The 26,137-nt window shown below is 38.8% G+C and carries 21 protein-coding genes; 18 read left to right on the top strand and 3 right to left on the bottom strand.

What is annotated here, in order from left to right; all coding sequences use genetic code 11:
• Positions 1-70: 70 nt before the first annotated feature.
• Positions 71-4,771 carry an LPXTG-anchored putative endo-alpha-N-acetylgalactosaminidase SpsG gene (spsG, locus tag P3U61_RS00480; protein WP_199569820.1) on the bottom strand — a complete coding sequence of 1,567 codons (4,701 nt, stop codon included), beginning with the start codon at positions 4,769-4,771 and terminating at the stop codon, positions 71-73.
• 437 nt (positions 4,772-5,208) lie between these two features.
• Between spsG and P3U61_RS00485 the strand changes: the two genes are divergently transcribed.
• Genes P3U61_RS00485 through nagA form a run of 10 tightly spaced genes read left to right on the top strand, consistent with a single transcriptional unit; the run spans position 5,209 to position 14,623 of the window.
• Complete coding sequence (locus P3U61_RS00485; RefSeq protein ID WP_014612756.1) at positions 5,209-5,919, top strand: GntR family transcriptional regulator; 711 nt, start codon at positions 5,209-5,211, stop codon at positions 5,917-5,919.
• Between the two features lie 28 nt (positions 5,920-5,947).
• On the top strand, positions 5,948-7,063 hold the full coding sequence (locus P3U61_RS00490; protein ID WP_014612757.1) for an SIS domain-containing protein: 1,116 nt from the start codon (positions 5,948-5,950) through the stop codon (positions 7,061-7,063).
• Positions 7,064-7,069: 6 nt separating this feature from the next.
• Positions 7,070-8,008: a 1-phosphofructokinase family hexose kinase gene (locus P3U61_RS00495; RefSeq protein ID WP_014612758.1), complete on the top strand. Its 939-nt coding sequence runs from the start codon at positions 7,070-7,072 to the stop codon at positions 8,006-8,008.
• Positions 8,002-8,943, top strand: a complete 942-nt coding sequence (locus P3U61_RS00500) for a tagatose 1,6-diphosphate aldolase (RefSeq protein WP_014612759.1) — start codon at positions 8,002-8,004, stop codon at positions 8,941-8,943. Before P3U61_RS00495 ends, P3U61_RS00500 begins: the two co-directional genes overlap by 7 nt.
• A 12-nt stretch (positions 8,944-8,955) precedes the next feature.
• Positions 8,956-10,728 carry a glycoside hydrolase family 35 protein gene (locus P3U61_RS00505; protein ID WP_101431298.1) on the top strand — a complete coding sequence of 591 codons (1,773 nt, stop codon included), beginning with the start codon at positions 8,956-8,958 and terminating at the stop codon, positions 10,726-10,728.
• 14 nt (positions 10,729-10,742) lie between these two features.
• A complete protein-coding gene (locus P3U61_RS00510; RefSeq protein WP_014612761.1) occupies positions 10,743-11,222 on the top strand; it encodes a PTS sugar transporter subunit IIB in 480 nt (159 codons plus the stop codon).
• Between the two features lie 21 nt (positions 11,223-11,243).
• On the top strand, positions 11,244-12,143 hold the full coding sequence (locus P3U61_RS00515; protein WP_096636756.1) for a PTS mannose/fructose/sorbose/N-acetylgalactosamine transporter subunit IIC: 900 nt from the start codon (positions 11,244-11,246) through the stop codon (positions 12,141-12,143).
• Positions 12,130-13,014, top strand: coding sequence for a PTS system mannose/fructose/sorbose family transporter subunit IID (locus P3U61_RS00520; RefSeq protein WP_014612763.1), 885 nt, complete (start codon positions 12,130-12,132; stop codon positions 13,012-13,014). Before P3U61_RS00515 ends, P3U61_RS00520 begins: the two co-directional genes overlap by 14 nt.
• Positions 13,015-13,035: 21 nt before the next feature.
• Complete coding sequence (locus tag P3U61_RS00525) at positions 13,036-13,437, top strand: PTS sugar transporter subunit IIA (protein ID WP_014612764.1); 402 nt, start codon at positions 13,036-13,038, stop codon at positions 13,435-13,437.
• Positions 13,438-13,468: 31 nt separating this feature from the next.
• Positions 13,469-14,623 carry an N-acetylglucosamine-6-phosphate deacetylase gene (gene nagA, locus P3U61_RS00530; protein WP_020219970.1) on the top strand — a complete coding sequence of 385 codons (1,155 nt, stop codon included), beginning with the start codon at positions 13,469-13,471 and terminating at the stop codon, positions 14,621-14,623.
• Positions 14,624-14,809: 186 nt separating this feature from the next.
• Here the strand turns inward: nagA and P3U61_RS00535 are convergent, their stop codons facing one another.
• The gene (locus P3U61_RS00535) at positions 14,810-15,325 is read right to left on the bottom strand and encodes a YceI family protein (RefSeq protein ID WP_014612766.1); all 516 of its coding nucleotides are present in this window, start codon (positions 15,323-15,325) and stop codon (positions 14,810-14,812) included.
• Positions 15,326-15,724: 399 nt separating this feature from the next.
• Here P3U61_RS00535 and ptsG point away from each other — a divergent pair, with 399 nt between their 5' ends.
• From ptsG to P3U61_RS00565, 6 genes are all read left to right on the top strand, one after another.
• Positions 15,725-17,785, top strand: a complete 2,061-nt coding sequence (ptsG, locus tag P3U61_RS00540; protein ID WP_096538175.1) for a glucose-specific PTS transporter subunit IIBC — start codon at positions 15,725-15,727, stop codon at positions 17,783-17,785.
• A 440-nt stretch (positions 17,786-18,225) separates the two neighbouring features.
• On the top strand, positions 18,226-19,158 hold the full coding sequence (locus P3U61_RS00545; protein WP_014612768.1) for a lactate/malate family dehydrogenase: 933 nt from the start codon (positions 18,226-18,228) through the stop codon (positions 19,156-19,158).
• A gap of 34 nt (positions 19,159-19,192) precedes the next feature.
• On the top strand, positions 19,193-20,551 hold the full coding sequence (locus P3U61_RS00550) for a YjiH family protein (RefSeq protein WP_172635609.1): 1,359 nt from the start codon (positions 19,193-19,195) through the stop codon (positions 20,549-20,551).
• Positions 20,552-20,581: 30 nt separating this feature from the next.
• Positions 20,582-21,349 carry an IclR family transcriptional regulator gene (locus P3U61_RS00555; protein ID WP_014612770.1) on the top strand — a complete coding sequence of 256 codons (768 nt, stop codon included), beginning with the start codon at positions 20,582-20,584 and terminating at the stop codon, positions 21,347-21,349.
• Positions 21,350-21,610: 261 nt separating this feature from the next.
• On the top strand, positions 21,611-21,814 hold the full coding sequence (locus tag P3U61_RS00560; RefSeq protein ID WP_015729772.1) for a helix-turn-helix transcriptional regulator: 204 nt from the start codon (positions 21,611-21,613) through the stop codon (positions 21,812-21,814).
• Positions 21,811-22,536: a DUF3169 family protein gene (locus P3U61_RS00565; protein ID WP_015729771.1), complete on the top strand. Its 726-nt coding sequence runs from the start codon at positions 21,811-21,813 to the stop codon at positions 22,534-22,536. Before P3U61_RS00560 ends, P3U61_RS00565 begins: the two co-directional genes overlap by 4 nt.
• 129 nt (positions 22,537-22,665) lie before the next feature.
• Here the strand turns inward: P3U61_RS00565 and P3U61_RS00570 are convergent, their stop codons facing one another.
• Complete coding sequence (locus P3U61_RS00570; protein WP_014612773.1) at positions 22,666-23,709, bottom strand: zinc-dependent alcohol dehydrogenase family protein; 1,044 nt, start codon at positions 23,707-23,709, stop codon at positions 22,666-22,668.
• Positions 23,710-24,100: 391 nt separating this feature from the next.
• Between P3U61_RS00570 and P3U61_RS00575 the strand changes: the two genes are divergently transcribed.
• Both P3U61_RS00575 and P3U61_RS00580 read left to right on the top strand, forming a co-directional pair.
• On the top strand, positions 24,101-24,859 hold the full coding sequence (locus P3U61_RS00575; RefSeq protein ID WP_110161757.1) for a spr1630 family ClpXP-sensitive toxin: 759 nt from the start codon (positions 24,101-24,103) through the stop codon (positions 24,857-24,859).
• A 21-nt stretch (positions 24,860-24,880) separates the two neighbouring features.
• On the top strand, positions 24,881-26,068 hold the full coding sequence (locus P3U61_RS00580) for a spr1629 family repressor/antitoxin (protein ID WP_101457730.1): 1,188 nt from the start codon (positions 24,881-24,883) through the stop codon (positions 26,066-26,068).
• Positions 26,069-26,137: the final 69 nt, after the last annotated feature.

The raw sequence follows: 26,137 nt of genomic DNA on the forward strand, positions 1-26,137 counted from the left end.
GCGCAACTCAAGTCAAAAATTGGATAACAATGTGTACTGAGGGTAATGTCCCAGCCTCTTCCTATTTGTTCTATTTTTCTTTACGTTGGCGTCTGAATCCGAATGCTGTTAAGACTGCGCCAACTATCATCGCCATTAAAGGTCCACGTGTATTTGGAGTCGTATCCCCAGTTTTAGGTAATTCGGCAAACTGTTCATCTGGTAATGGCGGTGCTGTGACATTGTCAACTTGTACGGGTGCGTGTTGCGTTGAAGCACTGTCCATACCATGTTGCATAGGTCCTGCTGTTTGATGCACAGGTGCCGCCACTTGATTTGTAGCTGCTAGTGTTGTTGACATTGAACCCACCGCATGAGACTGCATCATATCGGTAGCCATGCCAGTTAAAGGAACATTGTTCATCGCTTGTGGCATCTCATCAGCCTTATTTGGCATAGCTTGTGTTGTATTCGTTGGTGTTGTAGTGACAGGGTTTGACGTGCCTTCATCTACTATCGTTGCTTCAGGCAGTGTAACAGTTGGTGCATCTGTTCCGTTTGTCGTCATTTCGCCTTTGACTGCTGTATCATCTGTCGTTGCACTGACATTGACATCAGTTGTCTCACTATGATCGGCTGATGTACCGTTTGAATTGACGTTACGCTCATCTGTTTCATTCATTGGTGAGCTATCACCGCTTTCTTGTGTGGCATCAGGCTTCGGTGCGTGAATTTCACGGATAGAAAGGTTGTCTAGAATGAAATCTTTCGTCCCTTCGAAGTTGATTTGATTGCCATTTTTCACGCCTCGTGGATCATTTGGTGTTTTCGTTGAGTAAATACCGATCCAAGTTTGACCATTTTCATCACCCGTCACTTTAAATGTCACCCGTTTCGCTTTGCCACCATCGACTGTATTTTTCAATGGTGTCTTTTCAAAGTTACGATTTTTAGAAATGTCCCCACTACCTGTCGCAAATGCATACGTATCATCAGAACCTGCTTCATAATCAAATGACACTTCATACGTTTTTCCTGGTTCGAAGTAGAAGTTTTGCGGAATCGTTTGGATGACCATTTTATCTTTACCTGTTTGACCGTTTACTTTAAGTGACCATTTGCCATCAATGACATCATCGACACGTTTATTATTCCATCCGCGTTGTGTATACGGTGCGTGCTTTTCAGATAAGTGAACGCGATTATCTTCAACGCCTTCAACTTCTGACACGACGAACGGGAATAACCCTTGTGGTACATTTTCGAAGTCTTGGTTGAATGTGCCGTTTTGAAGGAGATTCGCGTTATTTTCTAACACACGAATATCATCGAAATAAGTGGCACCTTCACCTGGGTCGCGTTGAATCGTCAAGTCTGCTTTACCATCTTCTGGCGCAACGAAGTACACGTACATGTTTTGGAAGTAACTACCGCCATTTTTAAACGTCGCAGCATTGTTACTATGTGCATCTGCTTTCACATAGTTTTTCGCGATCGATTGACCTGTTTCGTTACTTGCGAGCGTTTTACCGTTATGTGTCACTGCAATATGCGCCGCTGCATTACTGCGGTTATCGATGCCAACATAGACAGCGTAACGTTGTCCTGGCACTAAACCTGTCAATTGTTGCGTTAATTGCGTTGTTTTTGTTGGACTATCGATTTTCAACATTTCATTTGATGTTGTCGACTTTTCGATGCTCACTTTATCTTGATTGCCTTCGATTGTCCAAGGTGTCAGTTGTTGTGAGTTGAAGCCGGCATCTTTCACGTGCATGTCTTCGCTCCAGTTCACATCTGTGTTGTCTGGTTGTGCGACTTTATAAACGACATACGGTGTGTCTGCTTTAATATTATCGAGTGTCACTTGATGGTCTTTCACTGCCACTGTACGTGGTGACTTACGACCCGTTTCAGATAATTCGTATAGCACGACTTGGTCTGTATCCCATGATTCAGGCAGTGTCCAAGTCGTTGAACCGCCTTTTTTATTCCAGTGATATAATTTTTCGTTATCGCCAGTTAATGGTTGGCCGTTCGCATCCCAATTCCATGGTAAAAGGTATGAATCGCCATCGAGTACTGTGCGACCATTCAATTCGATTGTACGTGAGCGGTAGTTGTCAATGTCGTTTTCATAGTCGTTAGATTTACGTTTAACAGTGACTTGATCACCGGCTTCATTTTGTAAATCGACTTGCATTTCTGGTGTCCAGTCAATCGTTTGACCATTGGCAGTCATTTTAACAGGCTCACCATCGACAATACGCATCACTTTATAATGTTGTAAAAACTTTGTTGGTACATCAACATTGAAAATATTTTTAATGTAAGCAGAGTAATCGTTACGACCTTGCCAACCTTCAAAATCTTTCATGTCATAACCGCCGAGCAATGGGAAGTCAGCTGCACCTGAGTATTTTGGATAGTTACCGACCCATGAATCTTTTTGATGGTTGCGTAAGAAGCGTGCTACCTCTGAGTTAATCCCTTTATTTTGGTACGATCCATACGTTAAGTCGGCTGCCCAATGTTGGAACGTGGAGTCATATTCCATACCGTGACCCCATTCGACACCGACGCGCCATCCTAAGTCGTTGATTTCTTTGGCTAATTGATGTGATGGCCAAGCTGTATTGTCGCCGGATTGTCCATTCCCCCATACATCGACATAAATAAAGTCGAGGTCATCACCGACAATTTGTTTGAGTGCTTCGAAGCGTTCTTTACGCCCGTGTATTAAATCGTAATCTGCATCGATGTTAAAGCCTTGATCGAGCCAGTTCCAGCCATACATATAGTTTCCATTCGCATCTTTACGTAAGAGGGCAGGGTTGAATGCTTGAGACTCTGGATATGTTTCAGATGCATTCACATGAAGACCGAAACGTGCGCCATAATCTGCCCCTTTTTGAAGTAACGTTTTAAAGTCTTTCACGCCACCTATACGTTGACCAATATTCGCGTAATCTAAATGACCAGAGTCGTGGCCTTCACTGTTATAACCTTTTAATAAAATGGATTGCCCTAAACCATCTGTATTGAGATAGAATTTTTTCACACCATCTAACGTCTTTAAAAATGGGTTTTGCGCTTGAGAACCAAAGTTCATCGCGATACGGTACCCAACAAGGTCAGGTACTTCTTCGGCACCATATGGATTGTTCATAATGCTACGATAAGCAATTGCACCGTCTTGCCAGTTAATTTCACCATCTTGATTTTCATCTTCCGCAATTGCAACTTTGACATGTGGGAGTAGTCCTTGATTTTTCGCATCTGGATGTGCAGTGTCTTTTTGGATAAACCATGGCATTGAGCCTAAACCGACAGCGACCCCGTTATCTGTTTGTGTAGACTGTGCGTAGACACGTAAGAAGTCTTGTTCACCAATACCGACGCCAATTTGTGCGTTACTCCACAATCCTGCACTGTAATCATCATTTGACACGAAACCGTACATCATAAAGTCGTTGAAGTCGTTTTTGAAATTTTCATCGATATGATATGATTTATCGCCGCTTTTCATTGTATTTGTAGACAGTTTCGATGTTTGCAGTTTGGCATTTTTCTGTTGATTGTTTACAGATACGAGCGATTGACTTACAAAGCTAAAGTTGCGAATGACGTTTTGTGGCTCTGTGTTGTTGTTCGTGTAATCTGTCATTTGTAAATCAACGGTCTTACCTTCAACTGATAAACGGAATTTAAAATTGGCATCAATCGAACGTGAATCATTTTGTGCTGTTAAGTCATATTCAGCCGTATGATCATCAATTTTGTTGTATTTGACTGTTGGTGTAATGACTTCACCATTGACGATGATTTGACGTGCATCCGTCAGTTGTGCATCGACTTTTTTACCATTTTTCAATGTGTAATATTTAACGGCTGGAAAACTTTTATCGATCGTTGCTGTCATTTCTTTTGACTTCAATGTATCGACGGCATCATCTTGTTGTGTCGTTGCTGCACGTGTCATTTTTTTGTTCGGATCAGCAGTCTTAGCATTGTCACGTGGTGGTGTCGCAACGGTTGCTTTGTCAGCTGTGTTCGTATTTTTAGGTTGATCTTCTGCAGGGGCTAACGGCTGTACGTTGCTGTCGACACTGGTTGTTGTGACATCTGTCATTGCTTCGTCTGCTTGTTGTGTGTAAGGTGTCGGTGCCGTTGCTGGCGTTGTTTGTTGTTGTTTTGTTGAAGCGGTATCTACATTTTTAGGGTGTGCTTCAGTTGATGCGTTTTGTTGTGGCGTTGTATCTTCAACTGTTGATTGTTGTTGCGTTTCTTGAGGTGCTTTTGACTGAGGCGGTTGTTGCGCTTGTGGTGTAGGGTCTGCAGTCGATGGTGTCTGAGCATCTTCTTTTTTGGCTACAGTCGCAGCTTCTGGCTGTGTTGTGTCGTCATTAGCTTTTGGCGCGTCTGTCACAGGAGGAGCGGTTGTGGAATCTGCTGTTTGCGTTTTATTTGTATCTACTGTGTCTTTCGATGCTGTTTGGCCCGTTTGAGGTTGCGCTGCTGCTTGCGGTAATGCTGTTGAATCTGATTGTGGTGTTGTCTCTTTAGTCGCCGTTGTAGCATTCGTGTCTGCATTAGGTTGAACGACGTCGGTTGGCGAAGTGCGAGAAGAAATTGTTGCTGCTTGATTTGTCTCTGTCTTTGCAGGTGTATTGTTTTCAGCTGCAGATGCAGTTGCGTCATGTGTGATAAATAATGTCATGCCTAATAATACTGATGAAGTCCCGATTGCATATTTCCGGATACCATAGTGTTGTTTTTGTTGATTAAACATTTGTCTATGCACTCCTCATAAGATTAATTGAATAGAATATATAATTTTTATACTTCTTTGTAAACCCTTACAAATCCGGTGTTATCGTACTTTTGGCAGATTGTAGAGTCGAAAATAATACCACTTTTTTATCGCTATGCAGCGCTTTTGGAATTGCAAGAAATGTACACAGCGACATTGTTTGTTACGATTGTTCAATAGTACGCAAACTAAAAAAAAATTAGAGTGGTTATAACCAGAAAAACGATAGAAAAAATTTTTTTGAGCAATGATTTTGAAAGGGTTTTCTAAAAGTGCAACAATAGTGTTGTAAGTTGCCATGGACAATGTTGTAAACGTTTTATTTAAAAGGCGAAAATTAAAATTAAAGTCTTTACAAAAATAGTAAGAGTCTTTATAATTCAAGGTGGTTATAACCAGTAGGGGTGAATCATATCATGTCTGAAAAATTACCATTGTACTATCAAGTGTACAAGGGCATTCATAGTCGTATTAAGGCTGGTGAGTATAAAGAAGGCGATAAAATACCATCAGAACGCAAGCTGTGTGAGCAGTTTGGCGTGAGTCGAATTACTGTGCGTGAAGCTTTAGATCGCTTAGAAAAAGATCATGTCATTAAACGCGAACACGGCAAAGGATCCTTTGTACTCGGTAGTCAATATACACAGTTTTTGAACGAGCTTTATAGTTTTAAAGATGAGATAGAAAAAAATGGTGATGAGGCGAGTACAAAAATGTTAAGCATTAAACTCATCCCATCTACCACGTTTTTGCAAGAAAAAATGAATTTGAAACCCTATCAATATGTTTATGAATTAAAGCGCTTACGACTTTCGAATGATGTCCCACTCATATACGAGGTGAGTTATTTGCCGATGCGTTTTTGTGAAGGGCTCGAGCAATTTGATTTTAATCGTGTCTCTCTTTATGAAACGCTCAATTATCATTACGGTTTGCAGATAACGAATGCTTGTGAGAATTTGACGGCAAGTAAGTTGAGTAAAGAACATGCGAAATTGTTGAATGGTGTAGTCGATGATAGTTGCATGTTTATTGAACGCTTTAGTTATGTAGATGAAGATTTGATTGAGTTTACACAAAGCATTGCAAGTGGACATAAATATAAATACACCGTGCAATTGATGTAACCATAAAAATGATATGGGAGGTAGTATTGTGTTACATGAAACAGATACTTATCGCGAAATAAAGCAACAGCCACAAACTTTGAAAAAAACGTTTGATATTGTTCAAGGGCAACAAGAGGCATTCAAGCAATTTGTGAATCAAATCGAACAAACACATTCAGGGAAAAAATTAAAAGTACTTTTCACAGGCGCAGGATCAAGCGCTTATGTCGGAGATGTCGCACGTATGGCACGCAACACCTCTGTAATGCCAAACTTTGAATTTGAGTCTGTACCGACAACACATTTTGTGACCGATCCACAACTTTATATTGATAACCAAACAGTGTATCTTGTTGTATCGTTTGCGCGTTCCGGTAACAGTCCAGAAACGAAAGCGACAGTCGAATTTGTGAATGAACTTTCTCAACATGTGTATCACTTATTCATTACAAATAATAAAGATGGCTTCTTAGGGGCATACGAAGCGGAGAAAGACAATGTGTTCAAAGTGATTTTGCCTGAAGAAACAAACGACAAGTCACTCGCAATGACATCCAGCTTTTCATCTATGTTATTTGCAAGTTATTTACTCTTCGGTGGTGAAGTGAGTCCACAATTTTTCGAGATTGCAGAATCAAACTTTGAGTGGCTCGAACAACAAGCTCAAGCTGTGAACGCAATGACATTTTCAAAAGTGTTCTATGTAGCGACAGGTTTGATTGGTGAGTTAACAAAAGAAGTGAGCTTAAAACTGAACGAATTAACGGCAGGACAAACAGAAATCGCACGTGAAACAACGTTAGGTTTCAGACACGGTCCTAAAGCAGGTTTAAGCAAAGACGCTATTTTCATTATGATGCGTAGTAATGGTACATATCATCGTCAATACGAAGACGACTTGATTAAAGAAGTGGGCCAAGTGAAAGATCGTTACAAAATGTATATTTTAGACGGTCAAAGTGATGCAAGTGAGCATACTGTTCAATTACCACAATCTGAATCATTATCAGATATGGAGCTCGCATTGCAATATTTAATGTTTGGCCAGTTACTCGCTGCGCAACGTTCTAATGCATTAGGTTTAAATCCGGATAACCCAAGTCCAGACGGCTTCATTAACCGTGTCGTTAAAGGGGTAACGGTTTATCCAGTTAAAGGGTGAGGAATTATGATTGCAACACATACATTTAATCCATCTGTAGACATTACGTACGAGATTGATCCACTTGTGGTTGGTGAAGTCCATCGTGTCAAACAGAAAATCGAAAATCCAGGCGGTAAAGGAATTAACGTGACGAAAGTACTACATCAATTAGGTGCGGCACACTGTGCGTTTGGCTATCTCGGCGGCGCCAATGGTCAGTGGATGGCCGATACGTTGAAAGAGATGGGAATTACAAGTGCGTTTACGTTAATCCAAGGACAGACAAGGCAAAGTTTAGCGTTGAATGATGGCCAAGCCCAAACGGAAGTCCTTGAGCAAGGGCCAACGATTTCAGAAAGCGAACAACAAGCTTATTTTGAAAATGTCACACAACATGCTGCGGATGCGAAAGTGATGACGATCAGCGGCAGTTCACCGCAGTTCGAAACGCATTCGAAGTTTGACCATATGGCACGCATTTTAAAAGCATTCCCACATACGTACAATATTGTCGATACGCATGCGGGCGAGTTAAAAGCACTGTTAGAAGCGAAGTTACCGATTCACTGTATTAAACCGAATCAATCTGAATTTGAAATGCTAGTCGGTGAAACACAGTTAACGATTGATGATTGTGCACGTTTGTTACAGACACATGCGTATTTTAGCAATTGCGACGTCTTTTTAACACTAGGTGGAGACGGTGCGCTTGTGAAGTGGAAGCAAGATGTTTATCGTGCGACATTGCCACATAAGGATATTGTTAATCCAGTCGGTTCAGGTGATTCGACTGTTGCAGGTATTGCTTACAGTGTGGATCAAGGTTTAGCGCCAGAAGCGTTAATTCGTCAAGCCTTAGCATGTGGGACGTCGAATGCTTTACAAGAAAAAACAGGCTTTATTGATGTCAACCAAGTCGCTGAAATTAAAAATGAAATAGAAGTGGAGAGGTTTGAATGGTAAAAGATTTAAGTCGTTTAGTAGATGAAAATGGAATCTATGCAGCAGTGGCAGTAGACCAACGTGGCGCATTAAGAAAATTGTTAGGTGACACAGGAACACCTGAAAACTTGTCATTATTTAAAAAATTGGTAGCAGAAGTGTTAACGTCACATGGTTCTAGCTTTTTAGTAGACCCTGAATATGGTTTAGATGCTGCAAAAGCGAAAGATGCAAAAGCAGGCTTAATCTTATCTTATGAACAAACAGGTTATGATAAGTCTCGGCCTGGACGTTTACCACGTCTAATTGAAGATCAAAGCGTACGTCGTCTTGTTGCAGCAGGTGCAGACGCAGTGAAGTTCTTACTTTACTATGATGTAGATGAATCAGACGAAATCAATCAAAAGAAACAAGCGATGATCGAACGTGTAGGAACAGAGTGTCAAGCTGAAAACGTCCCATTCTTACTTGAAATCTTAACATACGATGACAGCATTGGTGACGAAAAAGGTGAAGCATTTGCGAAAGTTCGTCCACACAAAGTGAACGAAGCGATGCGTGTATTCAGTGAACCACGTTTCCAAGTAGACACATTGAAAGTGGAAATTCCTGTAAACATGAACTTTGTTGAGGGATTTGGAGACAAAACAGTGATGACGCAAGCAGAAGCGGCAGAAGCGTTTAAAGCGCAAGATGCAGCAACAAACATCCCTTATATTTACTTAAGTGGTGGCGTATCTGCGCAATTATTTATGGATTCACTCCAATTTGCAGCTGATAATGGTGCACATTTCAACGGTATTTTATGTGGTCGTGCAACATGGAAAGGTGCAACAGCGGCACTTGTAGACGCAGGTGAACAAGAAGCGAAAGCATGGTTGGAAAGCGAAGGTCTTGATAACTTGAAAGCGCTTAACGAAGTAAATGTAAAAACAGCAACACCAATTCTATCTTAATGAGGTGATGATGTGAGTCGTTTCAAAATAAGCGATACATTTTTATTAGATGACAAACCAATCAAAATATTGTCCGGTGCCATCCATTACTTTAGAATACCAAAGGATGACTGGGAAGATTCATTATACAATTTAAAAGCACTCGGATTTAATACAGTGGAAACTTATGTCCCTTGGAACTTTCATGAAACGATTGAAAATGAGTACGACTTCAAAGGACATAAAGATTTAAAACATTTTATCGAACTTGCAGCAAAGCTTGGACTTTACGTCATCGTACGACCTTCTCCTTACATCTGTGCGGAGTGGGAGTTCGGTGGATTTCCAGCATGGTTATTGAATGACCGTACAATGCGCATCCGTTCGAGAGATGAGAAATATTTAGAAAAAGTGAAAAAATATTATCATGAACTGTTTAAAATCTTAACGCCATTGCAAATTGATCAAGGCGGCCCGATTATCATGATGCAAGTCGAAAATGAATACGGTTCATTCGGTCAAGATCACGACTATTTACGTTCACTTGCTCACATGATGCGTGAAGAAGGAGTGACAGTACCATTTTTCACATCAGACGGTGCTTGGGATCAATGTTTAAGAGCGGGGAGTCTCATTGAAGACGATATTTTACCGACTGGCAATTTTGGTTCACGTACAGTTCAAAATTTCGAAAACTTAAAGACGTTCCAACAAGAATTTAGTAAAAAGTGGCCGTTAATGTGTATGGAATTTTGGGATGGCTGGTTTAATCGCTGGGGCGAACCTGTGATTAAACGAGACAGTGATGATTTGGCTGAAGAAGTGCGCGATGCAGTGAAATTAGGCTCACTTAATTTATATATGTTCCATGGGGGGACAAACTTTGGTTTTTGGAACGGTTGCTCGGCACGTGGTACGAAAGATTTACCACAAGTGACATCTTATGACTATCATGCGCCGTTAGATGAGGCGGGTAATCCAACAGAAAAATACTTTGCTTTACAAGAGATGCTCAAAGAAGAAATGCCTGACATTGAGCAACATGAGCCAAGAACGAAAACATTTATGTCAATGAAAGCTATTCCATTGGCAGCCAAAGTGAATTTATTCGAAGTACTTGAAGACATTTCAACAAAAACGACAAGCTTCTACCCACAAACGATGGAAGAAGCGGGTTCTGGCTATGGTTATATGGTATATCGTACGCGTATCCATAAAGCGACAGAACAAGAAAAATTACGAATTGTAGATGCAAGAGACCGTGTCCACTGTTTTGTAGACCAACAACATGTCTACACAGCGTATCAAGAAGAAATTGGAGATCAGTTTGAAGTCACATTAACGTCTGACCAACCACAAATCGATGTGCTCGTTGAAAATATGGGTCGTGTCAACTACGGCTACAAATTATTAGCATCGACACAACGTAAAGGTTTAGGTCAAGGACTCATGCAAGATCTTCATTTTGTACAAGGTTGGGAACAATTCGATATCGACTTCGACCGTTTAACAGCGAATCATTTCAAACGTGAATGGTCTGAACAACAACCTGCTTTTTACAAATACACATTTGACTTAGCAGAGTCGAACAATACGCATATTGATGTAAGCGGTTTCGGAAAAGGTGTTGTACTCGTCAACGGATTCAACATCGGTCGTTATTGGGAAATTGGACCGTCACAATCGCTCTACATTCCTAAAGCATTTTTGAAACAAGGACAAAATGAAATTATCGTGTTTGACTCAGAAGGAAAATATCCAGAAAGTATCCAACTGATCGAAACACCAAAATTTTCTGAAGTATAAGGAGAGGATTTATTATGGCAATTATCGGAAGCAGAATCGATGGGAGATTAATTCACGGACAAGTGGCAAACTTATGGGCAACAAAATTAAACATTGGACGATTCATCGTTATTGATAATGAAGTCGCTCAAAGTGATATCGACAAACAAGCATTAAAACTTGCGACACCAGCAGGAATTAAATTAAGTGTATTACCAGTTGAAAAAGCAGCTAACAACATCAACAACGGTAAATATGATTCACAACGTGTGATGGTTATCGCAAAACGCCCTGACCGATTTGTTGAACTTGTGAACAATGGTGTGAAAATTGAAGAATTGAATGTAGGTAACATGTCACAAACAAATGAAACACGTTCAGTGACGAACTCAATCAACATTACTGACGAAGATGTAAACAATTTCAAATTATTACAAGAAAAAGGCGTCAACATTATCTCACAAATGGTACCAAACGATAAATCAGTTGACTTTATGTCATTAATCAAAGAATAGAACTATCAGGAGGCGTTTCTATTGGATATTTTATGGTGGCAAGTATTGCTCTTAACGCTGTACGCAGGTTATCAAATTTTAGATGATTTGCAATTTAATATTTTCGGACATCCTGTATTTGCAGGGATTATATCAGGTTTAATCATGGGCGATGTTACTACTGGTTTAATTATCGGCGGAGGGATGCAGTTAACAATTCTAGGGGTAGGTACATTTGGTGGTGCATCAAGAATCGATGCAAACTCTGGTACGGTATTAGCGGTTGCATTCTCAGTAGCACTCGGAATGAATCCACAACAAGCGCTTGCGACACTTGCTGTACCTGTAGCGAGCTTAATGATTCAAACAGATATTTTAGCACGTTTCACAAACACATTCTTTGCACATCGTATTGATAAAAAAATTGAACAAATGGATTACAAAGGTATTGAACGTAACTACTTATACGGTGCGATTCCATGGGCATTATCTCGTGCGATTCCAGTATTTTTAGCACTTGTATTCGGTGGTAGCGTGGTAGGTAAAATCGTTGACTACTTGAACGGTGATTTAAAATGGTTAGGTGACGGTTTAACAGTGGCAGGTGCGGTATTACCAGCAGTCGGTTTCGCTATTTTGTTACGTTACTTACCTTTGAAAAAACATTATCCTTACTTTATTTTAGGTTTTATCATTACAGCATTAATGGTGACAGTCTTTAACGGTTTATCAGGTATAGGGACATCAGTTGCAGGTTTAGACAAAAACTTTACAATGTCGTTCTCATCATTACCAATGTTAGCGATTGCAGCGATTGGTTTTGCTTTAGCGGCAATGGAATACAGTCGAAGCTCACAATCTAAAACAATAGCTGCAAATCATGGAGAAAACCAAGCAACAGATGCGGATGATGAAGGAGAGATTGACGATGACGAATTATAATCAAACGGAAACACAAATTTCTCAAAACGCTGATGCAAATTCAAAGTTAACAGGTGCAATGCCGCAAACACCTTATAAACTGACTGATAAAGACTTTAGACAAATGAACATACGTAGCTTATTGTTCTTCCAATGGGGTTGGAACTACGAGCGTATGCAAGGGTCTGGTTATTTATTCACGATCCTTCCACAATTACGTAAAATTTATGGTGACGATTCACCTGAATTACAAGAAATGATGCGAACACATGCGCAATTCTTCAATACAAGTAACTTCTTTAACACGATTATTATGGGTATTGATATTGCGATGGAAGAAAAAGAACGCTATGCATCAAAAGAATCTGTCAAAGGGATTAAAGTCGGTTTAATGGGACCATTTGCGGCTGTAGGGGATGCGATTTTCGGTTCATTAGTTCCTACAATTTTCGGTGCCATTGCAGCAAACATGGCGCAAGACGGTAATCCATTCGGTGCATTGCTTTGGTTTGTCGCAATGCTAGCTATCATCGTATTCAGATGGAAACAGTTGAAATTCGCTTACAAAGAAGGGATTTCACTTGTGACAACGATGCAACACCGCTTAGAATCATTAACGAATGCAGCAACATTGCTCGGGGTATTCATGGTCGGTGCACTCGTCGCTACGATGATTCGTGTGCAATTTGCTTGGAAACCACAAATTGGTGATTTAACAGTCAACATCCAAAACAATGCCGACATGATTTTACCAAGATTACTACCTTTGATTATTGTATTTGCCATTTACTGGTTATTAGGACGTAAAAAAATGAACTCAACACGTGCAATCTTTATTGTGATTATCGTTTCAATTATTTTGTCAGCGTTGGGTGTTATTTCAAAAATTTAATTCGATGGGAGCATTTGGACTATGGAAAAGTTAATCCTTGTGAGTCACGGCGCTTTTTGTGAAGGGCTTAAAGACAGTGTAGAAATGATTCTTGGGCCTCAAGATTACATTCATACTGCGGCATTGACACCAGAAATGGGGCCTGAAGATTTTGAAAAAGCATTAGACGCACTCATTGATGAAGGCGATCAAGTGACAGTTTTTGCAGATTTATTAGGCGGTACACCAGCGAATACCGTTTCTAAAAAAATCATGAATGGGTCAGACTTAAATCTTTATGTAGGGATGAGTTTACCAATGGTGATAAGCTATATTAATGGTAAAATGATTGGTGAACAGCCTGACTATGTGCAAAAAGCGCAAGAAGGTATCATTCACATCAACGCGCTGTTAAATCAAGACGATGACGATGATGATGAATAAAACAATCAAATTACAGTAAAGAAGGTATACTATGACATATGTAATTATAAATGGCGTCATTTATACAGAAGACGGTGTGATTTCAGACGGTTACCTTATAGTGGAAGAAGGTAAAATTAAAGCAATTGAAACGGGTGTGTATACTGGGGACTTAGAAGTTGTAGATGCAAAAGGACGTCACATCTTACCCGGTTTCATTGACGTGCACATCCACGGTGGTTATGGTGAAGATGCGATGGACGGCTCATACGATGGCTTGAAATATTTAGCGGAACATCTATTAATAGAAGGCACAACGACCTTTTTAGCGACGACAATGACACAGTCTCAAGAAGCGATTGAAAAGGCATTACACAATATTAGTGTTTATCATCAGAAACAGGATGTGACCAATGCTGCCGAAGTAGGTGGTGTGCATTTAGAGGGACCATTCATTTCTGAGCACAAAATCGGAGCACAAAATCCAGCATTTATCCAAAGACCCACAGTGGAATTGTTGAGACATTTTCAAGAGAAAGCTAAAGGACTCATTAAAATTGTGACAATTGCACCCGAAGTTGAAGGTGCAAGTGAAGTCATTCAAACGTTAAAAGATGAGTTTATCTTTTCAATGGGTCATACTGAAGTCGATTTTGATCAAGCGAACACAGCAGCAGCAGAGGGTGTCAAACACGTCACACACCTATACAATGCGGGTGTCGGTTTCCATCATAGAAATCCAGGTATGTTTGGTGCAGCTTGGACAAACGACCGATTAAGTACAGAAGTCATTGTCGATGGTGTCCATGCACATCCTCAATCAGTCGCAATTGCGTATCAACATAAAGGACCAGAAAAAATGTACCTGATTACGGATGCGATGCGTGCAAAAGGAATGCCTGAGGGTGACTATGAATTAGGAGGCCAAAAAGTGATTGTGAAAGATCACGAGGCGCACTTGGAATCGGGTTCGTTAGCTGGTAGTGTCTTGAAAATGAATGAGGGTTTACGCAATTTGATTCAATTTACGGGAGAAAGTTTAGAAACATTATGGCCAGTAACTAGCTTGAATCAAGCGAAAGCATTGCGGATTGATGACCATAAGGGCAGTATCGCTGTAGGCAAGGATGCGGATCTTGTGATTGTAGATGATGACATACACGTGTATCAAACGATAAAAATGGGGCGTGTGCATAACATCATATAGTAGTACATGGATACGACGATAGCAAGTGGGCGAAACACCATAAGCTATCGTCTTTATTATGTTGAAGTATTTTTGTACTTCAATAAAATCATCAAAAAATCCGAGATAGTACATCATTATGAATGACGAACATCTCGGATATTTGTTTAACTAAGATGGTATTGTCTTAGCGAAATCTGAGTTTTATTAATCTTCAATAGAAAACTCACCGTGGAATTCGAATTTAACGTCTTTACCAAGCATAACGCCACCTGTTTCTAAAGCTTGGTTGAAGTTCATACCGTATTTTTCACGGTCAATTGTACCTGATGCTGTGAAACCAGTAACTTTTCCGCCTGTAAGTGGGTTGTTGCTCACACCAAGGTTTTCAAAATCGAATGTTTCTTCGTTTGTTTGACCGGCAATTGTCAAATCACCAGTAACTTTGTTTTCTGTTACTTTTTTAGATTTGAAAACGATTTGTTGGTGAGATTCCGCATTAAAGAAATCCGCTGTTTTTAAATGGTTATCACGATCAGCATTTTTTGTGTCGATTGAGTTGACATTAATTGTTACAACAGATTGTAATGAGCTTAAGTCATTAATATCTCCTGTCACGTCAACTGTGTAATCGTGAAATGTTCCTTTAACTTTTGAAACCATTAAGTGGCGGATTGAAAACTCCAAATTACTGTGTACTGGATCGAATTTAAGGTTAGTCATAGAAAGACCCTCCGTGTAAAATATTTTTAATTAGTTATATGATATAAAAAATATACCAAAAGGTTCGTATTTTGTAAAGCAAAAAGATTTTTAACATTAAAATATGTCTTGCGATAGTTACACTACTATTTTGAAGAAGTGAGTACGATTCGTCAAAGAAAGTGATTTTGCAAGGAGGTTGCAAGGATTTTATTGCATATAGAAGTGAGCTTTAAAGCTATGTTTATAAATATTAAAAAAAACATTGTATTGCAAACTTCAATGTAATACAATAAAGTTAATTCGATATAAAGCGTGTTACTGATAATCAGGCATGAGCAAAAAGAAACTGTTTTATAACGGTTTTATTTGCTCATGCCTTTTTATATGACTCAATGATTTTAAAGGGGTGTTTTAATGATTTTTAAACTTTTTTTTGGACAGTTACAAAGAGTAGGGAAGGCGTTAATGCTTCCGGTTGCCATTTTGCCGGCTGCCGGAATTTTACTTGCACTAGGTAATGCCATGCACAATGAGCAACTCGTATCCTTGGCACCATGGTTGAAGCATGAAGTATTTGTCATTCTTTCTACAATTATGGAATCAGCAGGTCAAGTGGTATTCGATAATTTACCTTTACTTTTTGCAGTGGGGACAGCATTAGGTTTAGCAGGCGGTGATGGTGTCGCAGCATTAGCAGCATTGGTCGGTTACTTAATTATGAATGCAACGATAGGTAAAGTAATGCATATTAGTATCGATCAAATCTTTTCTTTTGCTGATGGCGCAAAAACATTAAGTCAAGCGAATAAGTTACCACAGCATGCCTTGATACTAGGTATCCCAACATTACAAACAGGTGTATTCGGCGGTATCATTATGGGGGCGTTAGCAGCATGGTGTTACAACAAATTTTATAACATTACATTACCACAGTTTTTAGGTTTTTTTGCTGGTAAACGTTTTGTACCGATTGTGACATCATTGGTTGCGATTGTTACGGGGGTTGTGTTGGCATTTGTTTGGCCACCGATTCAAGAAGGCCTTAATGATTTATCAAACTTCTTATTAAACAAAAACCTTGTATTAACGACATTTATTTTTGGAATTATTGAACGTTCGTTGATTCCATTTGGTTTACATCACATTTTCTATGCGCCATTTTGGTTTGAATTTGGCTCATACGTGAATCAAGCTGGTGAAGTGGTTCGAGGAGATCAACGTATTTGGATGGCACAAATGAAAGATGGCGTCGAATTTACAGCCGGTGCTTTCACAACAGGTAAATATCCATTCATGATGTTTGGTTTACCAGCGGCAGCATATGCGATTTATCGACAAGCGCGACCAGAGCGTAAAAAGATTGTTGGTGGTTTGATGTTATCCGCGGCATTAACATCATTTTTAACAGGTATTACAGAACCATTAGAGTTCTCATTCTTATTTGTTGCACCGATTTTATACGTATTACACGTATTGTTAGCAGGGACATCTTTCTTAGTCATGCATTTATTAGATGTTAAGATTGGAATGACATTCTCAGGTGGTTTTATTGATTATATTTTATATGGTTTACTGAATTGGGATCGCACCCATGCCTTATACGTGATTCCAGTAGGTATTGTTTACGCTATCATTTACTACTTCTTATTTACTTTTGTCATCAAGCATATGAATTTAAAAACGCCTGGTCGTGAAGATGAAGTTGCAGAGACGAGAGATACGTCAGTTGAGCGCTTACCATTTGATGTGCTTGATGCGATGGGTGGTAAAGACAACGTGAAACATTTAGATGCATGTATTACGCGTCTCCGTGTCGAAGTTTTGGACAAAGCAAAAGTTGATGTGAACGCATTGAAAGAATTAGGTGCCGCAGGTGTGCTTGAAGTCGGCAACAACATGCAAGCCATTTTTGGACCGAAATCTGATCAAATTAAGCATGACATGGCACTCATTATGAAAGGTGAAATTACGAGTCCAAGTCAAACGACGGTCTCTGAGGAAGATGAAGCTGTGCATATTGATGGTTCGAGAAGTGTGACGATTGTTGCGCCATGTGACGGAGAAGTGATACCGTTATCAGAAGTGCCTGATCAAGTCTTTTCAGGCGGTATGATGGGTGACGGTGTGGGCTTTATCCCACGTCAGTCTGAAATTGTCGCGCCATTCCATGGTAAAGTGAAAGCCTTATTCCCAACAAAACATGCGATTGGTATTGAATCAACAGACGGGGTAGAATTGCTGATCCATATCGGTATTGATACAGTGAAATTAAATGGAGAAGGCTTTGAAAGTTTCGTTAAAGTCGGCGATGAAGTGGCGGAAGGTCAATTGTTGATGAAAGTGGATTTAGAATATCTGCAACAACATGCGCCAAGTATTGTGACGCCGATGATTGTGACAAACTTAGGAGAGCGTCAAATTGAAGTAGAAGACGTTAAGGAAGTTGAGAAAGGTCAAAGAGTATTCACTGTTTTATAACAGTTAGTGTGAATGATAGTAGGTGCTGTATCAGTGTTTGTGTAAATGCTGATAGGGCACCTTTTTTGTGTATTTTGAACACAAATGTTTTGGATTGATGATAAATAGATTGCTTTGACGCTTTTTCTCTTTCTCAAGGACTGATGTCTCAACTCAATTTGTCTTGATGCACAGTTATCACTTTCCTATATCATCATTTAAACGGATATGTTCATTTTTGGATATACAGTATCCACACCTCTTTCATTTACAGCGAAATTCAACTACTTTTGTCTCCCCAAAAGTCTCATGAATACGTAACTTAGGCGATCGCACCGGCTTATTTTTTAAGTTGTGACATATTTGTGATTTATTTCACAAAATTATTGTTTCGTCATGAAGTTTGGGGTATGCTTAAATCGAAAAATGAAACACGTTCCATTTTGAAAGGGTGAAATGATATGAGCAAAGTGAGTATTATTGGTGCGGGTGCAGTAGGTTCGACTGCTGCGTATTTGTTATCTGAAACGCCATGGGTAAAGGAGGTTGTGTTGGTCGATGTGGATCGGGACCGGGCTCAAGGGCAAGCGTTAGATATGATGCATGGTGTCGGTGTATCACAAGCGAAACGTGTCATTGCAGGAGAATATGAAGCGACACAAGGTTCGGATGTCATTATTATTACGATTGGCGTACCGGAAAAAGTAGGGGAGTCTCGCCTGATTCCACTGCAGAAAAATGCAGATATTTTAAAAGAAATTGTGCCGAAAATGACAGCGTATAGTCCGAATGCCAAAATCGTAACAGTGAGCAATCCGGTCGATATTTTAGCGTATACGACTTATCAAATCAGTGGCAAGGCACCTTCAGATGTCATTGGTTTAGGCACATTGCTCGATACGTCACGTCTGAAATATTTGTTGAGTGACTACTTTAACGTGAGTCCAAAAAGTATTGAAGCGACTGTTGTCGGGGAACATGGTGATTCGCAAGTCGTCTTATGGCGTCATGTCCGTATCGGTGGTCTGCCGTTAGAGGCATTTGCCGCATCTCAAAATATGATGTTACCAGATGACTTCAAAGAAACGATGGCACAACGTGTGAAAGATACAGCTTTTGATGTATGGAAAATGAAAGGACCGAATTGTTATTGTGTAGCGAATGCAATTCAATGTTTGGTAGAAGCACTGCTAAGCCCAGAACGACGTATATTACCAGTGTCGAATTTATATACAACATCAACGGGTTTGACAGTTTATATTAGTCTACCAAGTATTGTGAGTGAACAAGGGGTTGAACAAATGCTTCCTGAATTACTGAATGCAGAAGAGGAAGCACAATTGAACGCTTCGTGCGCAGTGATGCATGACTATATTCAACAATTGACTTTGTAATGAAGTAAAGACCAATGACAAGGAAGTTTTGATGATGAAAAATAATTTACAACAACCGACAACTGACAAAGTAGATATGAAAAACTTGATTAAATTTATTGTTGCGACACTTTTAGGGATTATCATTGTACTCATTCCATTTTCTTTTGCGAGTGGTGTCGATACAATTTTATTTCACGTCATAAAGACCTTTGTTTCAACGTTTCAAGGACCGATCACTTGGTTGATTGCGCTTGTTTTTTGTATTAGTGCAGTAATGGCCGTGATTGACCAAATTTGGCAGCCGGATTGGATTCGTAACAACACGACGCTGAAACCTCTTTTTTCGACAACACCATTTTATACGGTAAACCGGATACTCGGTACGTTGATTACTTTAATGTGTTTATTTCAAGTTGGACCATTGTTTTTAACTTCGGAAGAGACAGGGATGACGATGGTAAATTTAGCCGTTCAACTATCTGTCATTGTTCCGATTATGTTGCTTTTCCAAACACTCATTTTAGAATTTGGTGCGATGGAATTTATCGGTGAACTCATAGGATTTTTAATTAAGCCGGTCTTTAAAATCTCTGAAATCTGTGCAGTCAGTGCAATTAGTGCTTGGGTCGGACCGGGGAATGCGGCGATACTGGCTTCTAAGGAATTGTTTGAAAAAGGGTATTATACAGTGAAAGAGACAGCGATTCTCGGTAGTCAATTTTCGACATCAAGTATTGGTTGGGTCGTTCTCGTGTGTAGTGTGCTCGGTGTTGTCGATGATTTCGGCATGATTTTCTTAGGGATTACAGTGATTGGCATGATTGTTGCATTTATCTGTGTACGTATTCCGCCTATTTCTCGTTATCCAGATGTTTATGTTGACGGGACACCATTAAAAGAAGTCCAAACAGCAACGCAACTATCTAAACTTAAAATAGCGACGACACAAGCGACTGAACGTGCAGCGAAAGTGACAGCACACAATTTTATTAGTAAAAAAGACAATATGATGTTCTATGTTGTTTGGTTAATGCCCATCATTGTTTGTTGGGGAACATTAGCACTTGCGATTTCCGTTTATACGCCTTTACTTGCTTGGGTGTCTTACCCAGTTCAATGGATTTTACAATTCGCAGGCATACCGGAAGCGGCTGTCACAGCGAGTGCAATTATGTCAGGCTTTGCGGATAACTATTTACCTGTCATTTTAGGTGCGAATTTAACAGAGTCAACAAGTAAAGTCGTGATTGCGATGATGAGTATTTTGCAGTTGATCTTTTTATCCGAAATTGCAACGTTGCTCACATCAGCGAATGCGCTTCAAAAGTTTTCGCACATTGTTATTATTTTCTTACAACGCACTTTCATTGCATTACCGTTTGTTATCGTATTTGTGAAACTGTTCTTCTAAATGAAATCACAGAAAAGGTGGGGAATCGATGTGGCCGAATATACGCCTATTAAAACTGTCATTCAAACATTTGAAATTTTAGATATATTGTCTCAACATCAAAAAATGGGAGTCAGTGAGATGGCGCGATTGACGATGTTACCGAAAAGTACCATTTATCGTCATTTAAGAACTTTAGTGGATTTGAATGTCGTTGCGCAAGATAAAGATGAAAATTATTACCTCGGTTATAAAATGTTAAAATATCAAAATCATATGAAGCAAACGGACTCATTGATTCACCATCTCAAGCCGTTTATGCGTCGGCTGGTGGAAAAAACCGGAGAAGCGATTAATTTGGGCATATTGGTCAATCAAGAAGTGTGTATTTTGCACACGGAATATGGGGAACAGTATACATTACAAGCACAACTCGGTCCTACATCAATGTTGCATTGTTCAGGGATGGGAAAATGGTTTTTAAATACATTTTCAGATGAGGCGTTGGAAACTTATTTTAAGACGGCGACATCACGTACGATTCATACGGTGACAACGGCTAAAGCTTTTAAATATGATATGGCGACGCGGCCTCACCAAGATATCGTGGTCGATCGTGAAGAATATGAATACGGTTTGATGTGTATAGCGACATCGATTAGAGATGAATCAGGCGTTATTCAGGCTTCGATGAGTATTTCAGGGCCAGTCAGTCGCTTAGAACATAAAGGATTGGATGTGATGCAAGAAACGCTCCTTGAAGAAGCAACAAAAGCGAGTAATTACTTGCAAGATATCGGTTATTGGATATCGAGATGAGCGATTGCATCCATTTGTAATAAAGAAAACAGTTCATCGTGTAGTATGTTTGACGTCATTTTAATAGTGATAAGAGACTGGGACATTAAGTTTTCCCAGTTTCTTTCATTATTATGGACTTATATCGATTAATGATGATTAAACTCTCGAAAAATAAGGAGAATTGGACGTAAAAATAGATGCTATTGTTTCTTCTTTGACTAACATACTTGTCAAAATGACTAATAGCATATATATTGAATGAAGTAAGGAGTTGAAGGCATGAAAAATAGGTTGAAGGAGCTGCGGGCACGTGACGGCTACAACCAGACACAACTCGCGAAAAAGGCAGGCATTTCACGTCAAACGGTCTCATTAATCGAACGCAATGGATTTACACCTTCGATACTCACGTCGATTAAAATTGCGCGTATATTTGGAGAACCGGTAGAGAATGTCTTTATCATAGAGGAGGAAGATCTATGAAAGTATGGCGTTATTTATCGTTTGTACTTCTTGGCGGTATCGTCGGTGTTTTCGTTTCATTATTGATAAGTGGGATAGACTTTCAACATCTCATTGAGCACATCGATTTTATGGATCAACAATTTATGGTGATATCATGTGTCATCGTCACGCTATGTATCATTGGGCTGACATTATGGCAATATCAAACACAAAAAGCAGCATTAAAACTGAAGTCTCGCGTAGATCATCAGACAGAAATTGAGGAAACTGATACACTAGAAAACCAAGCGAATATGAAATTTTTAAAAGTCAGTATCATCGTTTACGTACAATATTTCATTAGTTTTGTTTACTTTTTCATCCTAGCGTTAGGGAATCAAGGGGATAAGGCATTAATAACAGTATTGATCCCATTTCTTTTTACGATTATCCCAGCAATCATGGTCGGTTTTTTCCAAAGAAAGTTTGATCGTCGCTTTCCAAAAATGGGGGAGGCAAAATATACGGAAAAAACTTTTGAAATGATGGATGAAGGGGAGCGTCATATTACTGTAGTGTCACTCTACAAGGTGTATCATATGAATTTATCACTCATTATCATCGGTGTTGTATTGCTCTCATTCTTTTCTTTAGTGACAGGTATCAATCAGTTTTTAGGTATTTTGTTCATGATTGTATTGTTTGCTTACAATACATTCGGTTATTTATGGAAAGTGAGCCGATTTTATCGAGAGGGGTAAAGGCAGTGTGCGGGATGTCTACCCGAACACTACCGGCACAGTTGAAGTGGTTGAAAATGAAAAGAGTAAAGACGACACATGAAGTGCATGTCCTTACTCTTTTTATTTTGAATGTAAAAGAATGTCAGTCTATTTGTCGTTAGAAATAATCACTTTTAATGTACCTTCTTGAGCGGCATTGCCAAACACTTCATAGGCTTCTAACATGTCATCCATTTCGAAGTGGTGCGTAATAAGCTTTTCAGGTTGCACTTTACCCGACTCTACAGTTTTTAGTAAGAGTGGTGTAGAGTATCCACTTACAAGACCTGTTGTTATAGAGATATTTTTAATCCATAATTCTTCAAGGTGTAAATCAACCTTTGTACCGTGAACACCAATGTTAGCAATACGGGCACCAGGGCTAATAATTTTTTGACATAATTCGAATGTTGCTGGAATTCCCACTGCTTCCATTGCGACATCGACACCACGTCCACCAGTTAATTCATGAATGCGTTCGAGGACATTTTCGCTACTACTGTTGATAGAAGCTGTTGCACCTAAATCTTTAGCAGCTTGTAAACGATTGTCATCAAGGTCAATCATAATAATCTCAGCAGGTGAGTAGAATTGTGCAGTGAGAACAGCAGCCAAACCGATTGGACCTGCACCTACAATCGCAACAGTGTCACCAGGGTTAACGTTCGCGCTTAATGTACCAATTTCAAAACTTGTTGGTAAGATATCACTCAGCATAACAAGCGCTTCATCATTCGCACCATCTGGCACACGGTGTAAACTGTTGTCTGCATGTGGAATACGCACATATTCAGCTTGCGTACCATCAATCAAGTGACCTAAAATCCAGCCACCATCTTCACAGTGCGCATAAAGTTGCTTTTTACAGTAGTAACATGATCCACAAGCTGTCACCGCTGAAATAATCACTTTGTCTCCTTTTTTAAATTGTGTTACTGAATCGCCCACTTCTTCAACAATCCCTACACCTTCGTGCCCTAAAATACGACCATCAGTTACAGCAGGGACGTCACCTTTTAAAATGTGTAAGTCAGTTCCGCAAATTGTTGTCTTCACTACTTTAACAATAACGTCTGTTGGCTTTTGCAATTGTGGCTTTTCAACTTCGATCCATTCTTTTTTTCCAGGACCACGATAAACAAGTGCTTTCATTTTAACATTCCTCCCCAGGATATCTATCTTTATTTTCGCACTATTCTATAAATTAAGTCAATAATAGTGCGAAAAATTTATATTAAATTTACATGATTTATAACTATATTATATGCTTTCAAAATGATTATTCAACGCATTTTCAGTTATATTGTGAATAAATTCACATAAAAGACACAGAACGTTCATCAGTTTGAAACAGTTCGTTTTCGTGGGGGAAGTTATGATTATATATTACAAATCTAGTTAGTTTTAATGAGCAACAATAATGATATTCTTTCACCAAACTTTAAAGTTGTCATTGTTTTAATTACTTTACTTTAAATATTTTATTGATTTTACAAAAAACCTCGATTATGATTAAGTTAGTTATCGATTAGGCGTTGATTTTATGTCACAATTTAATCATCAATTGAAGCTATCTATTGTAAAAGGAATTGTCGCAGGCTATAAGGAATATGTAGAAGTAAGAAATGAAGCGCATAAAAAATTAAAAGTAAGTAATGGTTATGCATTTACTAAAGCGAATTATATTGATCACCACGTTGCGCTTCATACCGAGAATTTTGTGGAAAATACAAGACGTAGTGCAGGACCTTCATGGAGGTTTTTATTATTTAGCCCGACCGACAAACATCACGAAAAGATTTTTCATTTTGTAGTAGTAAGTGGTAGAACTTTTAATAAGGATAAAGTCAATAAGGGTAGAAGATTGATTCATAATGGTGGTGAACCTCCAGAAAAGAAATATTTGACTGAATTAATAGAGTTGAACCGCGGTGTTGATTTTGAAAAGCTAAACCAATCATTACATGTTAACCATCAACTTAATGCAGATAAAATGCTTTTCGATATGATAAACAATGACTCAAGCGACAAAATCAAATTTATTATGATTACTTATGATGTTGATCACCAATCAAAAATGTTAAAAGAAGTAAAGGTTTGGATACCAAATCCAATGACTTATAGTGCTATCGAATTTTTAAATTTAACAGAAGAAATGAATGATGTTATAAAAAATGATGAACACTATCAAATCAATGAAGAGGAAATTGAAGTTTTAAAACAAGACCGAGAAGATGTAGAATGGATAGATACAGAAGTGTTTGGGTTTGAAATTGAAGAAATCAAAGAAAGTGATTTATAATTAAAGGAAGCGTGAAATATTATGTTTAAAGGTGAGAACCTTAAAGCGTTAAGAATGATTGAAGGATACAGTCGTAAATCATTAGCAGACGTATTACAAGTTTCAGAACAAGCAGTTTGGCAGTATGAAGAACAAAGCATGATGCCTGAAATCAACAAAATATATACTTTGGCGCAAAAATTCAATGTAAAAACAAAGTTCTTCTTCTCACCAAAACAAGAATTATTTAGTATAACGGCAGTTGATACGCACTCGATTGCTTTTCGGTCTAAAAATCAAAGGACAAGCACGAAAATTTTAAGTCAGAACCATGCACAAGCAAACTTTTATGCGCAATTGACTAGTCATTTATCGGCATATGTGAAGCAACCTCATCTTCCGATATTAACTTTAGTAAGTAAGATTGACCGTTATTTTTCACAGAATATCGATGCAAGAGTGCGTATTCAATTGATAGCAAATGACGCGCGGAAAATGATACTCGGTGACCAATCGAACCATCAGCTGTTATTAGCATTAGAAAAGTTTGGGGTTTACATTTATGAAAAAGATTTAACTGATGATGCCGACGCGTATAGTTTTTGGTCAAAATATCAAGTACCATTTATTATTTTGTCTAATAACAAGGGTGTTGCTGTACGAAGACATTTTGATTTAGCGCATGAGTTAGGTCATTTGTTACTTCATCGTCAAATTGAATTTGATATGTTGTCACACGAAGATTTTCAACGTATCGAAAAAGAAGCAGATATTTTTGCGGCTGAATTTTTATTACCCGAAAAGCAATTTATCGCGTCTTTTAATCAAGTTAAAAAAAAATCAAATCCTGATCATTTCGTGATGTTAAAAGAACGATGGTATGTTTCTATTCAAGCGATGGCGATGCGTGCTTATTATTTAGGTCTCATTTCAGATACGCAATATCGTTACTTTTGGTCATTAATTAATAAAAAGGGTTATAAAAAAAGAGAACCGTTAGATGCAGAAATCAAATTACCTAAGCCAGTAAAAATCAATAGCTTATTGAATATGCTTTTTACCAAAAAAGTACTGACACCTGAAAGCCTACTTAATAACTTGCAAGTTGAGCCTGAATTTTTATATAAAAAAGCAAATATCAGTCAAAAGCTATTCGAAAAATTTATGCAACAAGAAAAGCAAACAGCTGAAGCAGATGTTTTAAAGGGTTACATTATCCCTTTCACATAATTACTTTATGGCGTAAAGCGTTATCTCTCCTTAAACCAAATAATAAAAAAAGAGTGCCGAAGACTTTCA

The sequence above is a fragment of the Staphylococcus pseudintermedius genome, assembly GCF_034042775.1.
In the GTDB taxonomy this organism is placed as follows: Bacteria; Bacillota; Bacilli; order Staphylococcales; family Staphylococcaceae; genus Staphylococcus; species Staphylococcus pseudintermedius.

Excerpts from the sequence above, each read along its gene's own strand:
- spsG (WP_199569820.1), bottom strand. The coding sequence starts at position 4,771 with ATGTTTAATCAACAAAAACAACACTATGGTATCCGGAAATATGCAATC.
- P3U61_RS00495 (WP_014612758.1), top strand. The coding sequence starts at position 7,070 with ATGATTGCAACACATACATTTAATCCATCTGTAGACATTACGTACGAG.
- P3U61_RS00500 (WP_014612759.1), top strand. The coding sequence starts at position 8,002 with ATGGTAAAAGATTTAAGTCGTTTAGTAGATGAAAATGGAATCTATGCA.
- P3U61_RS00525 (WP_014612764.1), top strand. The coding sequence starts at position 13,036 with ATGGAAAAGTTAATCCTTGTGAGTCACGGCGCTTTTTGTGAAGGGCTT.
- nagA (WP_020219970.1), top strand. The coding sequence starts at position 13,469 with ATGACATATGTAATTATAAATGGCGTCATTTATACAGAAGACGGTGTG.
- P3U61_RS00580 (WP_101457730.1), top strand. The coding sequence starts at position 24,881 with ATGTTTAAAGGTGAGAACCTTAAAGCGTTAAGAATGATTGAAGGATAC.
- P3U61_RS00485 (WP_014612756.1), top strand. The coding sequence starts at position 5,209 with ATGTCTGAAAAATTACCATTGTACTATCAAGTGTACAAGGGCATTCAT.
- P3U61_RS00560 (WP_015729772.1), top strand. The coding sequence starts at position 21,611 with ATGAAAAATAGGTTGAAGGAGCTGCGGGCACGTGACGGCTACAACCAG.
- P3U61_RS00575 (WP_110161757.1), top strand. The coding sequence starts at position 24,101 with ATGTCACAATTTAATCATCAATTGAAGCTATCTATTGTAAAAGGAATT.
- P3U61_RS00520 (WP_014612763.1), top strand. The coding sequence starts at position 12,130 with ATGACGAATTATAATCAAACGGAAACACAAATTTCTCAAAACGCTGAT.
- P3U61_RS00510 (WP_014612761.1), top strand. The coding sequence starts at position 10,743 with ATGGCAATTATCGGAAGCAGAATCGATGGGAGATTAATTCACGGACAA.
- P3U61_RS00535 (WP_014612766.1), bottom strand. The coding sequence starts at position 15,325 with ATGACTAACCTTAAATTCGATCCAGTACACAGTAATTTGGAGTTTTCA.
- P3U61_RS00570 (WP_014612773.1), bottom strand. The coding sequence starts at position 23,709 with ATGAAAGCACTTGTTTATCGTGGTCCTGGAAAAAAAGAATGGATCGAA.
- P3U61_RS00550 (WP_172635609.1), top strand. The coding sequence starts at position 19,193 with ATGAAAAATAATTTACAACAACCGACAACTGACAAAGTAGATATGAAA.
- P3U61_RS00545 (WP_014612768.1), top strand. The coding sequence starts at position 18,226 with ATGAGCAAAGTGAGTATTATTGGTGCGGGTGCAGTAGGTTCGACTGCT.
- P3U61_RS00565 (WP_015729771.1), top strand. The coding sequence starts at position 21,811 with ATGAAAGTATGGCGTTATTTATCGTTTGTACTTCTTGGCGGTATCGTC.